At 40.8% G+C, this 14,431-nt stretch carries 13 protein-coding genes; 5 read left to right on the top strand and 8 right to left on the bottom strand.

Annotated elements, in window-relative coordinates; translation table 11 throughout:
* Positions 1-167 precede the first annotated feature (167 nt).
* Complete coding sequence (locus M3182_RS03425) at positions 168-1,001, top strand: STAS domain-containing protein (RefSeq protein ID WP_251556412.1); 834 nt, start codon at positions 168-170, stop codon at positions 999-1,001.
* Between the two features lie 298 nt (positions 1,002-1,299).
* Here M3182_RS03425 and M3182_RS03420 read toward each other — a convergent pair whose 3' ends face one another.
* From M3182_RS03420 to M3182_RS03385, 8 genes are all read right to left on the bottom strand, one after another.
* Positions 1,300-3,297 (bottom strand): acetoacetate--CoA ligase, encoded by a 1,998-nt coding sequence (locus M3182_RS03420; protein WP_349775413.1) that lies wholly within the window; start codon positions 3,295-3,297, stop codon positions 1,300-1,302.
* A gap of 237 nt (positions 3,298-3,534) precedes the next feature.
* A complete protein-coding gene (locus M3182_RS03415) occupies positions 3,535-3,831 on the bottom strand; it encodes an antibiotic biosynthesis monooxygenase family protein (protein ID WP_251435016.1) in 297 nt (98 codons plus the stop codon).
* Between the two features lie 22 nt (positions 3,832-3,853).
* Positions 3,854-4,741 (bottom strand): VOC family protein, encoded by an 888-nt coding sequence (locus M3182_RS03410; RefSeq protein ID WP_251556411.1) that lies wholly within the window; start codon positions 4,739-4,741, stop codon positions 3,854-3,856.
* Positions 4,742-4,946: 205 nt separating this feature from the next.
* Positions 4,947-6,518: a bifunctional 3-(3-hydroxy-phenyl)propionate/3-hydroxycinnamic acid hydroxylase MhpA gene (gene mhpA, locus M3182_RS03405; protein ID WP_251435009.1), complete on the bottom strand. Its 1,572-nt coding sequence runs from the start codon at positions 6,516-6,518 to the stop codon at positions 4,947-4,949.
* A 146-nt stretch (positions 6,519-6,664) separates the two neighbouring features.
* Positions 6,665-7,642, bottom strand: a complete 978-nt coding sequence (locus tag M3182_RS03400; protein WP_251435005.1) for a fumarylacetoacetate hydrolase family protein — start codon at positions 7,640-7,642, stop codon at positions 6,665-6,667.
* A gap of 40 nt (positions 7,643-7,682) precedes the next feature.
* Positions 7,683-8,405 carry a FadR/GntR family transcriptional regulator gene (locus tag M3182_RS03395; protein ID WP_251435003.1) on the bottom strand — a complete coding sequence of 241 codons (723 nt, stop codon included), beginning with the start codon at positions 8,403-8,405 and terminating at the stop codon, positions 7,683-7,685.
* 360 nt (positions 8,406-8,765) lie between these two features.
* A complete protein-coding gene (locus M3182_RS03390) occupies positions 8,766-9,467 on the bottom strand; it encodes an anti-sigma factor (protein ID WP_251436816.1) in 702 nt (233 codons plus the stop codon).
* A complete protein-coding gene (locus M3182_RS03385) occupies positions 9,460-10,041 on the bottom strand; it encodes an RNA polymerase sigma factor (protein WP_251556404.1) in 582 nt (193 codons plus the stop codon). The genes M3182_RS03390 and M3182_RS03385 overlap by 8 nt, the downstream gene beginning before the upstream one ends.
* 165 nt (positions 10,042-10,206) lie before the next feature.
* On the opposite strand from M3182_RS03385, the gene M3182_RS03380 reads away from it, so the two are divergent.
* From M3182_RS03380 to M3182_RS03365, 4 genes are all read left to right on the top strand, one after another.
* The gene (locus M3182_RS03380; RefSeq protein WP_251556398.1) at positions 10,207-11,358 is read left to right on the top strand and encodes a COG1470 family protein; all 1,152 of its coding nucleotides are present in this window, start codon (positions 10,207-10,209) and stop codon (positions 11,356-11,358) included.
* A gap of 2 nt (positions 11,359-11,360) precedes the next feature.
* On the top strand, positions 11,361-12,314 hold the full coding sequence (locus M3182_RS03375) for an ABC transporter ATP-binding protein (RefSeq protein ID WP_251436822.1): 954 nt from the start codon (positions 11,361-11,363) through the stop codon (positions 12,312-12,314).
* Positions 12,301-13,353, top strand: coding sequence for an ABC transporter permease (locus tag M3182_RS03370; protein ID WP_251556390.1), 1,053 nt, complete (start codon positions 12,301-12,303; stop codon positions 13,351-13,353). Before M3182_RS03375 ends, M3182_RS03370 begins: the two co-directional genes overlap by 14 nt.
* A gap of 301 nt (positions 13,354-13,654) precedes the next feature.
* Positions 13,655-14,362, top strand: coding sequence for a DNA alkylation repair protein (locus M3182_RS03365; protein ID WP_251556388.1), 708 nt, complete (start codon positions 13,655-13,657; stop codon positions 14,360-14,362).
* Positions 14,363-14,431: the final 69 nt, after the last annotated feature.

Here is a 14,431-nt window from a genome sequence, read left to right as displayed (position 1 = left end):
CATTCACTCAAAAAGGCTTCATTCATTTTCTCCCCAACAAACTGACATCTTTTTTGCTCTTATGTGGTTTAATCTTTGCGATTTCACAAAAAAATTTTATAGATGTGGTTTAACTGACATCTAATAAGGGTAAAGTTAGTTGTTTTATCGCAGGGGAGAGTGCAGAAATGAATAAAACACGAAGATTAAAGGATCACCTGGTTGACTATATCAATGATAATAGGGACGAATTTGAAAATAAATTATTAACGGAAGCAGTAAATGTTTCAGGGAAAATCAATGATATTTTAAGAATGGGGAATATTGACTTATTAAAAAATGCCAGGACATTAATTTACTTTATCGTTGATGGAAACGAAAGAGAACTAATTGCATTTGCTCAGCAAGAAGGGGTTGCTTGGGCAGAGCACTCCTTAACGCTTGCTTTAAAATTAGAATGGGTTCAAGCCATTAGAAGAACGATGTGGCAGATTGTTTGTGACATTAATGAGAAAAAAGACCTGAACATTCAATCTCTAGATTTTTTTAATTTGGAAAAAGTGCTCAATGACCAGATTGACCAATTTCTAAATAATTTCTTTCTAAGTTACTCAAAATATAAAGATGCCATGCTCCTTAAACAGAGGGAAATGGTTGAACATTTATCGGTTCCGATTATACCAGTAAGCGAAACTGTTTCTGTTTTACCTTTAATTGGCTTAATTGACTCTTATCGAGTGAACATATTAGTGGAGAAAGTGTTGAACGAAATAGCTGCTACAAGAATCGAAACACTTGTAATCGACCTATCAGGTGTCGCTAAAATGGAAATGGACGTGATTGATCAATTTGAAAAAGTTTTAACTGGAGTAGGGATGATGGGTTCCAAAGCCGTCCTTACGGGACTTAGACCTGACCTTGTTAAAGAAATGGTTCGTGCCGGAATCCGTTTTAATCAAGATGCAGAAACAACAGGTACACTCAAAGAGACATTAAAGAGCTATCTTAATTTACAAGAATAACAAGATCGTCAAAACGGTCTTGTTTTCTTTTATTATGTTTCGTAAAAACGTCTACTGAGTAAAGCTCCGTGTTCAATCCGTTAGGTTAAATAAGTTCTAAGTCCTAACCTTCCTTTAGAATAGAATTCATCAGCACCCATTTTAAAAAAGGACTGTACATGCGCTTAACATGTGCAGTCCAGCAAGAAGGATCTGTTATTCATGAGTCTAAATCACCCACTCAAGGATGGATGTTCTTCTACAAAATGCATCTCTTCATTTTCTCTATGTTCGTAAACTAGGAATATCTCAACTACTTCTATTTTCCCGCCTCATCCTCAATGTTTTCCCGAAACTCAACAAAATATTGCAATGTTTCCGGATTTAACAACGAGTCGGCATTCACAGCTTGTTCGAACGGCACACCCATTAATATTTTCTTAATCGGCACTTCAATTTTCTTGCCATTTAATGTTTTAGGCAGTGCTTTCACCTCATATATTTTGTTCGGTACATGGCGTGGAGAGCAGTTTTGGCGAATCGTTTGGTTGATACTTGTTTTTAATTCATCGGTCAGCTCAACACCCTCTTTTAATACCACAAATAACGGCATAAACGAATTTTCTTCATTTAATGGGATATCGATGATTAAACTATCGACGACTGAAGGAATCACCTCAAGCGCACTGTAAATTTCACTTGTGCCCATTCGAATGCCCCCGCGATTAATCGTTGCATCTGAACGTCCATAAATGACAGAACTTCCTTTAGGAGAAATTTTGATAAAATCACCATGCCGCCACACATCAGGGAAAACATCAAAATAACTGTTTCGATACCTTTCCCCGGTTTCGTCATTCCAAAAATAAATCGGCATCGATGGCATCGGTTCAGTCACGACGAGTTCCCCAATTTCATCATAAACAGCTTTCCCTGCATCATTATACGCTTGAACCGCTACTCCTAAGGAACGCGCTTGAATTTCGCCACGATAAACCGGCAATAACGCACTTCCACCAACAAATCCTGAACAAACATCGGTTCCACCAGAGGTTGAATAAAGCCAAACATCCTTCTTTACTTGGTCATACACCCAATCGAAACCGCTTTCCGGCAACGGCGAACCTGTCACACCGATGGCTTTTAACTGACTAAGATTAAACTGTTCCAATGGCTTTACGTCCGCTTTCATACTAGCCATAATAAAGCTCGCGCTTGTTCCAAACACCGTTAATTGCGTGTCCTCGGCAAACTTCCATAACGTTTCATGATTCGGATACCCTGGATTGCCATCATATAAAAGTATCGTTGTTCCCGCTAGTAAGCCACCCACCTGTAAGTTCCACATCATCCAGCCAGTGGTTGTATACCAAAAGAACTTGTCATCCGGCTTCAAATCCATTCCAAATGTTAACGATTTTAGATGTTCAATCACAATTCCGCCTTGACTTTGAACAATTCCCTTTGGTTTCCCAGTCGTTCCAGACGAATATAATATCCATAACGGATGTTGAAACGGAACAGGCTCAAACGTTAATGGTTGATCTTGATAGTTGATTTGCACTTCATCCCAAAACATCCAATTATTCAAGCCGTCCATCACAGGCTCATCTTCTAAATAAGGGATGATCACGGTTTCCTGTAACGAAGGCAATTCTTGTTGAATCTTTTTCACGCTCTCGAGGCGGTCATACTTCTTGCCACTATATTGATAACCATCAACCGTGAACAATACTTTTGGTTCAATTTGTTTGAAGCGATCAATCACACTTTTGATTCCAAACTCAGGTGCACAACTTGACCAAACAGCACCGATGCTCGCACATGCTAAAAAGGCAGCAACCGTTTCCGGGATATTTGGCGCATAAGCAACAACTCGGTCCCCAGGCTTAATCCCTGCATCCTTCAAATAAGCCGCAATCGCCGCCGTCATTTTTTTAAGTTCTGCCCATGTGAGTTCTTGTTTAGGTCGGTTCTCTGACTGAGAAATGATCGCTGCTTTATCTTCTACTTCATTACGAAAAACATGCTCCGCATAATTTAACGTCGCTCCTTGGAACCATTGAACCTGCGGCATCTTCCCGCCAGACACCACTTCTTGATAATCGGTATAAGATTTGATTTCGAAATAGTCCCAAATGGCGGACCAAAAACCTTCTAGGTCGTTCACGGACCACTTCCACAGGTCATTATACTCCTCAATCTCCAACCCTCTCGTTTCTTTCAGCCAGTTCGTAAATTTTTTCACATTTGATTGAGAGATCATTTCTTCCGATGGCTGCCAAAGCAGTTTTTTATTGATTGTGGCTTCTTGCACTGTCCTTCAACTCCCTGAACTTTGATTTGATAAAGTGGTGGATTCTGTTTGTTGTTAACTACCTATTCTCTGCCCCTTTGCTTTTTCCTTCTGCTGGGGTGTAACCTTCTTTTTAAAACTTCAAACACCATCTGCAATCTAAAGGCAAGCCTTATTCCTATGTTTCTATCTATATACAATTTCCCTTCTATCATTACGAGAAAAATGGGGATTATTGAACATCCCCATTTTGTTAATCTATTGAAACTTAACCTTTTGATAATGTTCGACCTGTGGAAGATGTAAATAGTAAGAACCGATTAAACTTTTCATTTCCTCGAAGGCAGGTGAATTTTTAAATCCTACGAGATGGTCCTCAACGGTTTCCCATTCGATCGCAACCAAATACTTATTTTCTTGTTCAAGGCAGCGTTGGAGTTCACTACCGATACACCCTTTCGCAGACTGAACCAAAGCTGCTGCCTTTTGAAAAGCTTGTTCGAATTCTTGTTCTGTTCCCGGCTTTACTTCAAGTAAAAACGTTTCTTGTACCATTCATCCTAACCCCTTAATTGGTTTAAATTTTCGCCAAGTCCACGTTAAACTCTGTTCCCCAAGCACTTAATGCTTCCCAAACTTTCGGCTTCATTGGAAGTTCTTCATGCCATGGCCGCGGTTCAAAAATGCCTAGTTCCGGAATGAGCACATCCATATCGGTATACAATTCCACCACATTTTTGTCTGGGTCATGATGATACGTCGCAATATTATGTCCAGCTGTATGGCGAGAAGGTCCCCAAAGAACAGGATAGCCATGCTTTGCTAATACATCAGAACTTGCATATTGATGGCTTGCATCTTTTAATTGGAAAGCAATATGATGCAAACGCGTTTCATCAGAAGCCACGATATTGATGACATGGTGATCGGTATTACAAGTTAAGAAATTGGCAAATCCTACACCGATTTGATCGGTAAACTCAAACCCTAGAGCTTGTTGGTAAAATTCAATCGTCTCTTGGAAATTTTTCGCATAAAACGCAATATGCCCTAATTTATGAGGAAGAATGCCAGATGAACCATAGCCAACTTTTGATTGCTCGATTTCGGTAAATAATTCAAGCGTGTTTCCGGCTGGATCTTGCAGTTCAATTAGTTTCGCAACTCCAGGTTTTTCTCCTTCTTTGATGCTCGCACTGATTCCTTTGATATGCAGTTCTGCTAAAACTTCTTCTAAGCTTAGCTTCCCATCAAGTTGGTACCCATAACGACGAATTCCTTTTTCAGTGGACGGGGTAATGACAATATTATGATGATCGAGTGCATTGCTTAAATACGTTACTCCTTCTCGCTCTTCCGTTACGCGATATCCCATTGTTTTTGTATAATAGTCCACCATTTTCGCCGCATCTTTTGCATAAAAATCAACATACGCTAACCGAAATGCTTTTATTATTTGTGCCATTTTAAACCCTCCAAATTACTGAATTTTTTGAATTTAATTTCCAATATTAGACAAATAGGATCGATGCTTGCTATACTTATAGAAGTAGACTTTGCCGAGTCTACTGTTTTACTGCCACTAATTTGTGCAACCAAATTAGTAGATGCTTTTACAGCATGGCAGCTCGTTTGTGAACCAGTAACTGCATGAGAGACATTCCCAATGTTTATCCAGCAGTTGCTGTGTTCAGATAAGTCCCCAATTGTTTGACTAAATCATCAACCACTACTGACAAGTCAGCGATTGAAGCGCATCCCCCGTACAGATAAAAGTCAGGTCGAACAACGACGACTTCAAATCCAGTTTCCTTAAAATACTGCTGATATTTGCCTTCCACATCAAAGACGTGATCAGCTTCTAAGCTTGGCGTACTTGAAACTGTCATAAACTGACCACCAAGGTTTTTAACAAAATCAATTTGCTCTTGAGATAAACTCTTTTTCGGATCTTCCTCGAACCCAATGACCATCCAACCACGACCAACGACATCATCAAATAATCCCGTTTCTCCCTGATACATCACTTGACTTTGGAAAGAAAGTTTCCCGGTACTTAAGCCTTTTTCGTTTTCACAGAAAACACCTTCTGTTAAATGAGGGAAATCTGGAAACGGTGGAACACTCCCGCTAAAAAAGTCTTCATCACGTTTTGCCGCAGCTTCTGGGTCGGTAATGCAAATCATTTTCCCTAAATAAAGCGCCGCTTCCACAAGCGTCTGATTATGAGGCTTTCGCTCTTCTGTATACGTTTCTAGAATTTTTTCTTCTGCTTTGCCATTCAGAACAAGATCCAGCTTCCAAGCTAGATTCATTGAATCACGTAACCCGGAACATAACCCTTGCCCCATAAACGGAGGAGTTAAGTGCGCCGCGTCTCCAGCGACCATCAATCTACCTTTCTGCCATTCATCGACCCACAAGCCTTTAAACGTATAAACGGCATGTCGTTCTAATATGGAGTTACTAGGCGTAATATCCCAAGGCTCAAGCAGTTTCCAAGCAACTTCTTCTTTGTTTAAAGCTTCCTTTGTTTCCCCTGGTAATGCCATGAATTCCCAGCGCCTTCTTCCTGGACCACCAGAAACAACTGTAGTTGGTCGAGCAGGATCACATACTTGGAGATTCATCGGGTTCCATTCACGCTCTTCTTGCGGAATAATATCAACCACAAGCCAATCGGCCACAAACCCAAGATCTGTGATCGTATGCTCCATGTTTTGGCGGACAAAACTATTTGCACCGTCACAGCCGATGACATATTTCGCAAAAATTTCTGTTTCCTCATCATTTTCATCTTTGACAATCAGTTCGACATGGTCGTCAAATTCTTTCAATCCAACTGCTTCACAACCAAGATGTACCTTTACAGTAGGCTGCTGGCGGCAGGCCACATCCATCACTTCTTCTAGTTGGGGTTGGTTAAAAAACAATCTCCCTGGCCAGCCTGAAACCCCAAATTGAGAAAAATCTAATGCCAACAGTGTTTCGCGCTTTGCGTTAACCCATAAATAGTCATCTGGTACAGGTACGGTCACTTTTTCAATTTCACTTACAGGTAGAATACTTTGTAAAATTCGCGCGATTTCATCGTCAAAAGTCACTGCACGTGGCAAAACATAAGCTTTTGGAAATCGTTCATAAACGCCTACTTTCCAACCTTTTTGGCCAAGTAAAGTCGCGAGTAGCTTCGCAACCGGACCATAACCAACAATCGCAACATCGACTCTTTCTTGATTCATTCGACACACACCCCTATTCAATTTTTAAACTTATTTGTAAGCGGATACATTATAAGGATGAAAAAATTTATCATGGATGATTTTTGGACATGAGGAGTTTTTTACTGTTTGCTGGGATTTATCAAAGACAAATCCCAGCATTTTTTTTAGGAAACTTTTACTTTACTTGCTACCACTTTGTTCACTTGTTCACCGAGGTCAATCTTTCCATCTGGGCTCTTGATCGAACAACGAACCACATCGCCGTCTTTTAAGTATTTCCCGTTCGCTAATTGACCTTGTTCCAGTGCACTCAATTTCTCGCCGTATGGAACGGTTGGGCTTGAAACTTGGGTTAATTCTTCTTTTGAAAGATTCAGTGCGACGCCACCTGTTGTCCCAGTAATCACAAGGTCGCCTTTCGAAAGGTCCATAATGCCGGACAATTCGGTTAGTGTTTCAGCAGGCTTGAATAATAATTGATTTGTATTAGCAGATTGGCGCAATTCATCATTTACCCATAGTTTCAATTCAAGATTATGAATCTCGTTAATTTCGTCTTCATCTAATAGATAGAAGTAAGGTCCTGTTGGTCCAAAAGTACGATAACTTTTCCCCTTTAACCATTGTCCTTCTGTTAGTTGAACATCACGCGCGGAAACATCGTCCACAATGACAAGACCCGCAACATATTGATGAAGATTTTGATCCGTGACTTCGACTTCTTCCGAAATCTCTTTCCCAATTACGATCCCTAACTCAATTTCATAATCTAGTAATTTTACATTTGCAGGGCGAATAATTTCCGAATATGCACCACATAGGGAGCTGTCAGATTTGCTAAAAATCAAATTGAATGGAGGGCGCGTTGCCTCTAAGCCAGCTTCTGCACGGTGGCTCGAATAATTCGCACCTTGGCAAACAATTCGAGCTGGTTTTGTCACCGGACTTAAAATCGTAACTTCCTCAAGGGAAACCGCTTCTCCCGCTCCGATACTTTTCACTTCTCTTGCTTCTTCTTTTCCCTCTTCTAAGAAATGTGCTAAAGAATCATAGGAATTTTTCAACACAAGAATTTGATTCCCTGATAAAACTCCCCATTGAACTTGGTTGTTTTTTTCAAACCGAACAATTTGTAAACCCATAACAGTTTGTGCCCCTCTCTTTTTTGGATTTTATCTTTTTCTATAAGTCACGAGTGTAGATTTTTTCTAAGATTCGTTTTACACGTAAAATCAATTCTGATGTTTTTTGATGCGCGAGGACTTCATCACGATTCATTACCGCTTCATAGATGGCACGATGCCTTTCCAAAGCTTCGGTTGTTGGCGAATCATAAGGTGAATCTTTATCCTCTATTGCCGCTAGTAATGTTTTTTCACGACTAATAATCAGCGCTTTTTGAAGCGTCTTAATGGTATTAATGATTAAATCATTATAAGAAGCGGATAATAAAACATTATGAAAATCATAATCTGCGACCGCCCAAGCTTTTGGATCGCCAAGTGATTGCTCCATTCTGGTGAACGCATCCTTAATTTTCATTCGGTCTTCATCCGTAGCCCTTGTTGCAGCCAAAGCAACCGCAGTTGGTTCAAGTCCTAACCTGACCTCTGTTAAATGCAACAAAAAGTCGCGATTTTTCTCATCTTCAAGTACCCATGTCAGGACATCAATATTCCACCAGCGCCACTCCGACCTCGGAAGAACAACCGTACCGGATCGCTGATTCGACTTCACCAAGCCAAGTGTGGATAACCCTTTAAGCGCTTCACGGACAACCGTTCGGCTTACTTGATGAATCTCGCTCAAATCTTCAACTTTCGGTAAAATGTCACCTTGGACAAACTCACCTGTCACAATTTTTCTCCCAAGCTCGTCAACAAGCTGTTCACTTCTGCTTTTCATAAAAACTGCCTCCATCTCTACTAAAATTTCCCTTACTTACTAGCATACTTGAATGATAAAAATGAGGGAAATTGGAGGTCTTTGAAAATAAGGAAGTTTCTAAACACTCTACCTCCTCTCACTAGTTGAAATAAATATGATTTATTTAAATATTATAATAAATAATATTTATTTTTGTGTCAACAGTATTTTCAGAATTTTCTGTAGGACACAGGGACAGGTACATTGTCCCACCAGATAAGCCCTACCAAAAAACTGGATGGTGCCAGGCACCATCCAGTTTTTTGGCAAATAAGAACAATTATTTTATCCTATCGTTTGAGCCCAATTGTGGGGCAGCTCAGACCTGTCCTTCCTCCTTTACTTATTCAGCGGCACAACAAACGTCTCCGGCCCTGTTGGTTCCAGGCTGCCACCTATTGGCTCGATGCTTGCTTTGATGATTTTAAAGTGATTCACATCTTTTCCTTTAATCAGGATTCGGGAAGATCCATCCACTGTCGACAAGAGCTCCCCTTTGATTTTGTTATTATCGTAAATCATCCATAATTGATAATCTCGATTCGAAATATCCTCCAGCCCATCTACTTCTAAAAGCAATTCTTCGTCAACTCCATTGATCCACAAATTCCCGTTTATGTTTTGATTCGCCGCAACAGGGATAACGGCCAATTGCTGTGTTTGTGGATTGGTTTGGATGCTTTCTGTCGGAATTTCACCGTTATGGGCAACTTCGTAGCGATGATATTCAGAAGACTGATCCCATAACAAGCCAATGCTGAATATAAACAATGCCGCTGCACTGCTAATCGCCATCATAAGCTTTCGGTTCTTCTTACGCGCCCCTCGGTTTTTCCTAGCATTCTCCCAAATTCTATCTTTCAATTCAGCAGAAGGCTTCCCATTACTTGATTGATTGAACACCTCCAGCCAATGTTCGGTCACTTGTTTACATTCAGCACAGTTATCAAGATGCTCTCGGATCTCTTGACGCCGCTCTTCCGAAATCTCCTCTAAACAAAAGTCGATTAAAACCTCTTCAGAAAAATGCTTCTTACTCATGATGGTTTCCACCTCCGCTCGATTTCGCCCAATGGAATATGGATTTTTGTTTGCGTAGGTTGTTGAGGCCATAACGAATCAACGATTTGACGGAACCAAGCGGTTTCTGCATCGTCATCGCGATTTCTTTATGCGTTTCTCCCTGATAATACGACCGGTAAATGGCTTCGCGTTGTTCGGTTGGAATTTGTTTTAAAGCATCAAACAAAACATCTTTTTCGATTTGCTCTAAAACCTTGAGATCGGCTCCAGACTCCTCTTTTCCCATTTTCTGCTCCCATTCATCCGTAAGCAAAGGTTTCTTTTTCCGCAGTCGATCCAAGGCACGGCTGCGAGTTTTCACTGCAAGCCATGCTTTGACGCTTCCTTTTGCAGGTTGATATTGTGTTGTTTTTTGCAAGACTTCAAGAAAAACATCATGGCACACGTCCTCGGCTTCAGCCTGTTCCCTTACAAGTTGAAAAGCAATCTGAAAGACAAACTGAATATGCAACTCATAAAAATGGTCGAAAGCCTGACGCGAGCCAGCTCTGATATCCTGCAATAACTGGACACTCTCTTGATTTTGATCCATGTTATGCACTCCTTCAAGGCAATCTATCATTTTATTAAAATGGTCGTTTTTCCTATTATTAAGTTTCATTTTAAAAAAATTTTATTAAAAATTTTTTAATATGACAAATCCAAATGTTTTTTTACTGCGTATCTACTATGAATAACAACAAGGAGGATGATGAAGATGGGTAAAAAAATCTTCAGTATTTTTACGTTCATGCTTACTCTCACCATCTTTATTGGGAGCAGACCAGCATTAGCAAATGTAACTTTATACACCCCTTACACCGGGATTACCGCAACCCCTGGGGAAACCGTTGATTATTCAGTTGATGTGATCAACACAGAATCTAGTATTCGCACCGTAACTTTTGATGTCGAAAATTTACCAAAAGGCTGGTCACATGAAATTACTGCAAATGGGAGTGCGCTTAAGCAACTGACAGTCCGCGGCAATAGCGAACAGCAAATCAACCTTGAAATCACAGTTCCACTCAAAATTGAACAAGACGATTATCGATTTACCTTAGTCGCGACCGACCAAAATGGCAATGTTTCGGAGCTCCCTTTTCTTGTGACTCTTTCAGAAAAAGGAACGTTCAAAACGGAATTCAATGTCGAGCAACCGAATTTACAAGGACAAACGGACTCTTCTTTCTCTTATTCTGCCACTCTACACAATCGAACTGCCGAAAAACAAAACTATGCTTTAACAGCTCAAGCCCCTAAAGGTTGGGGCGTTCAGTTTCAATCTGGAGGAGACAATGTCACATCCGTTGCGGTAGAACCAAACAGTGAAGCGAATCTCACCATCAATGTGACTCCACCTGAAAAGGCAAGTGCAGACACATATAAAATTGCCTTAACAGCAGCTGGAAGTGGGACCTCCACAAAAACCGATTTGGAGGCCGTAATCACAGGATCCTATGAATTAAAAGTAACCACTCCAGATGGAAACTTGAGTACAGATTTGCAATCAGGGCGTGAAAAAACGATTGATGTTGTTGTGGAAAATACAGGAAGTGCTCCACTGACAGAGGTCAAGTTATCCGCAACCGCTCCACCAAATTGGGAAACAACATTCGAACCTAGTACGATTCCGAAGATTGAACCGGGCGATAAAGCAACCGTAAAAGCAAGAATAACCGCATCAGATGAAGCAATTGCCGGTGACTATGTAACCACCATTTCTGCGTCAGCCGCTGAGTCTTCTGCAGAAGCCGATTTCCGGATTTCCGTTGAAACGTCGATGCTTTGGGGGCTATTTGCTGTTGCCATTATTGTTATGGTGCTTGGTGGATTTTATTATATGGTGAGAAAATATGGGAGGAGATAAGCGTGAATCAAACTGTTATCCAACTGGATCAAGTCAGTAAACAATATGATGATCAGTTCGCTGTCAAAGATTTGTCTCTGACCATTTCAAAAGGGGAAATCTTCGGATTGCTTGGCCCGAACGGAGCTGGGAAAACAACGACAATTTTAATGTTGCTAGGGTTAAGCGAACCTACAAGCGGTTCTGTCACTGTTTGCGGCATCGACTCTGTCAGGAGACCGATAGAAGTGAAACGAAGAGTAGGCTACCTACCTGATAATATTGGATTCTATCAAAATATGACGGGTCTTGAAAATTTAGTGTATACCGCTGAATTAAACAATCTTCCAAAAAAACAAGCTCGCGAGCGGGCAGAATATTTGTTGGAAAAAGTGAATCTGACAGATGCAGCATATAAAAAGACCGGTAAATATTCTCGCGGAATGAAGCAACGGCTAGGCTTGGCGGATGTGTTAATGAAAAATCCTGAAGTCATCATTCTCGACGAACCGACATTAGGGATTGACCCAGAGGGTGTTCGCGAACTGTTAAAAATGATCCAAGAACTTGGGAAAGAAGAAGGTATGACCGTGCTATTATCGTCCCATCATTTGCACCAAGTTCAGCAAATTTGTGATCGAGTCGGCCTTTTTGTCAAAGGACATCTAATTGCAGAAGGAAACGTCCAAACCCTGGCCGAACAGCTTTTTGATTCAGCAACCTTAAGAATCACCGTCCATGCCTCCCCAATCACACCGGAGCTTATCCGGCGGCTTCAAGAGTTGGAGCAAGTGGAACAAGTACAAGTCGTAAAATCCGGACTTGAAATCACATGTTATGAGGACATTTCCGCGATGATTAGCAAAACGATTGTGGAAATGGGATCCGCACTTACTCATATCAGCCAGAAAAACTTCGGTTTGGATGAAATTTACCACCGGTATTTTGAAGGGCGTGATCTGCGTGAATCTAGCTAAACTTAAAAATAAAATCAGTTTTTTTTCTGTCCAAACAGAGTCTGTTCAGGCAGAAAAAGGGAAAAACTCCAACCCTTCTGCTTTTATGGCGATTGTTCGGAAAGAATTTACCGACTATATTCGAAGCTGGCGGATCCTCATTTTAGGGGTCATTATTTTACTAGCTTGCATCGGCTCTCTTTATACGGCCATCACTTCCATTTCTGATGCGATTGATCAAGCTGGGAAAGAAGCCGAAACCCTTGGTTCCGATTTATATTTATTTCTGCAGCTGTTTACCGTCTCGGATGGAACTTTGCCTTCGTTCATTACTTTTGTTGGATTCCTTGGTCCTTTGTTTGGAATTGCTTTAGGATTCGATGCCATCAATTCTGAACGAAACCGTGGAACGTTAAGCCGCTTGCTTTCACAACCGATTCCAAGGGATTATTTAATCAATGCCAAGTTTGTTGCTGCTTTATTGTTGAATGTGTTGCTCTTCTTCTCCCTAGGTTTGTTGGTCATGGCGTTTGGCATTCTCATTCTCGGCATTCCACCAACTTTTGAAGAGTTCTTGAGAATCTTTTTCTTTCTCTGTTTATGTATTGTTTATATTGCTTTTTGGCTGAACCTTGGCATCTTGTTTTCAGTTGTGTTTAAAAGTCAAGCCACCTCCGCTTTATCAAGTATTGCGGTTTGGATCTTTTTTAACGTGTTCTATTCCATGATCATCAATTTGGTTTCAAAATCTCTGTTAAATCCGGAAAAACTGACTAGTGTTTCCGAAGTGTTGAATAAACAAGGTACGGTTCTTACGCTGATGCGCTTTTCCCCAAATTATTTATTTAGCGAATCGACAACGATTTTATTGTCGCCGAATGTTCGCAGTCTCGGCCCCTTAACAGTTGAACAAACCGTCGGAGCTGTAGCCGGACCGTTGCCACTTAGTCAAAGCTTACTATTAATCTGGCCACAGCTAACCGGACTCGTTGCCGCTACATTAATTTGCTTTGCAATCGCCTATCTTAGCTTTATGCGACAGGAAATTCGAACAAATTAATATGGATGAAAAAGGAGAGAAAACGGGATACTCTCCTTTTTCTATTTTTTATAAAAAATTCCAGTTTACGCCTCAAGGGCCATTCTGATCCTCTTCTCCAAACAAAAATAAACAAAGCATCAACATTCTCTCTTCTAATTGTGGTCCCTTACAAATTTGGTTAAGGCCATTGCTCCTTTTTTAAAATAATGAGGCAGAATACTAGAATCAGATTAATGGTAAAATGGAGAAGGATGCGACTTATAAAACGATCTTAAGCTTACAATGAACTAGATAAAAATAGGAAGGAAGGGCAAAAAAAATGGATTTTGAAACAGTGATGCAGGAGCTCGAAGCCCTCGGCAAGGAACGAACGAAGAAAATGTACATATCCAATGGGGCGCACGAACCGCTTTTCGGCGTGGCTACCGGTGCGATGAAACCAATCGCAAAGAAAATAAAAATCAATCAACCTTTAGCGGAAGAGCTTTATGCTACAGGAAACTATGATGCCATGTATTTTGCCGGCATTATTGCCGAACCGAAAGCAATGACAGAGTCCGATTTTGATCGCTGGATGGATGCAGCCTATTTTTATATGCTGTCCGATTATGTAGTAGCGGTCACATTATCAGAATCCGATTTTGCGCAAGAGGTCGCGGATAAATGGATTGCTAGTGGAGATGAACTAAGAATGTCCGCAGGCTGGAGTTGCTACTGCTGGCTGTTAGGAAATCGTAAAGATCATGAATTTCCCGAAAGCAAGATGTCCGATATGCTTGATTCTGTGAAAAACACCATTCACGATTCACCAGAACGAGCGAAAGCCTCGATGAATAATTTCCTTTACACGGTAGGAATATCTTATTTGCCACTACATGAAAAGGCACTAGAAACCGCCAAAGAAGTAGGCATCGTGGAAGTCAAACGCGACAAGAAAAAGACTAGTTTCCTAAACGCCTATGAAAATATCCAAAAAGAACTCGATAAAGGAAGACTAGGTTTCAAACGCAAATATGTAAGATGTTAACATAAGCTGAAATCCACCCATTCGCGTCAACTCGAGGGTGGATTTTTTCTATTTCAAACCTGATTACAC

Origin of the sequence: Mesobacillus maritimus, from assembly GCF_023715205.1 — a bacterium.
In the GTDB taxonomy this organism is placed as follows: domain Bacteria; phylum Bacillota; class Bacilli; order Bacillales; family Cytobacillaceae; genus Mesobacillus_B; species Mesobacillus_B maritimus_C.
Note: the sequence above shows the minus strand (reverse complement) of the source record. Positions and strands in the feature narration are given on the sequence as shown.

What these genes read in the sequence shown, in the direction of transcription:
- M3182_RS03400 (WP_251435005.1), bottom strand. Translation starts at nt 7,642, where the DNA reads ATGGGTTTACAAATTGTTCGGTTTGAAAAAAACAACCAAGTTCAATGG.
- M3182_RS03395 (WP_251435003.1), bottom strand. Translation starts at nt 8,405, where the DNA reads ATGAAAAGCAGAAGTGAACAGCTTGTTGACGAGCTTGGGAGAAAAATT.
- M3182_RS03390 (WP_251436816.1), bottom strand. Translation starts at nt 9,467, where the DNA reads ATGAGTAAGAAGCATTTTTCTGAAGAGGTTTTAATCGACTTTTGTTTA.
- M3182_RS03365 (WP_251556388.1), top strand. Translation starts at nt 13,655, where the DNA reads ATGGATTTTGAAACAGTGATGCAGGAGCTCGAAGCCCTCGGCAAGGAA.
- M3182_RS03425 (WP_251556412.1), top strand. Translation starts at nt 168, where the DNA reads ATGAATAAAACACGAAGATTAAAGGATCACCTGGTTGACTATATCAAT.
- M3182_RS03380 (WP_251556398.1), top strand. Translation starts at nt 10,207, where the DNA reads ATGGGTAAAAAAATCTTCAGTATTTTTACGTTCATGCTTACTCTCACC.
- M3182_RS03415 (WP_251435016.1), bottom strand. Translation starts at nt 3,831, where the DNA reads ATGGTACAAGAAACGTTTTTACTTGAAGTAAAGCCGGGAACAGAACAA.
- M3182_RS03385 (WP_251556404.1), bottom strand. Translation starts at nt 10,041, where the DNA reads ATGGATCAAAATCAAGAGAGTGTCCAGTTATTGCAGGATATCAGAGCT.
- M3182_RS03410 (WP_251556411.1), bottom strand. Translation starts at nt 4,741, where the DNA reads ATGGCACAAATAATAAAAGCATTTCGGTTAGCGTATGTTGATTTTTAT.
- mhpA (WP_251435009.1), bottom strand. Translation starts at nt 6,518, where the DNA reads ATGAATCAAGAAAGAGTCGATGTTGCGATTGTTGGTTATGGTCCGGTT.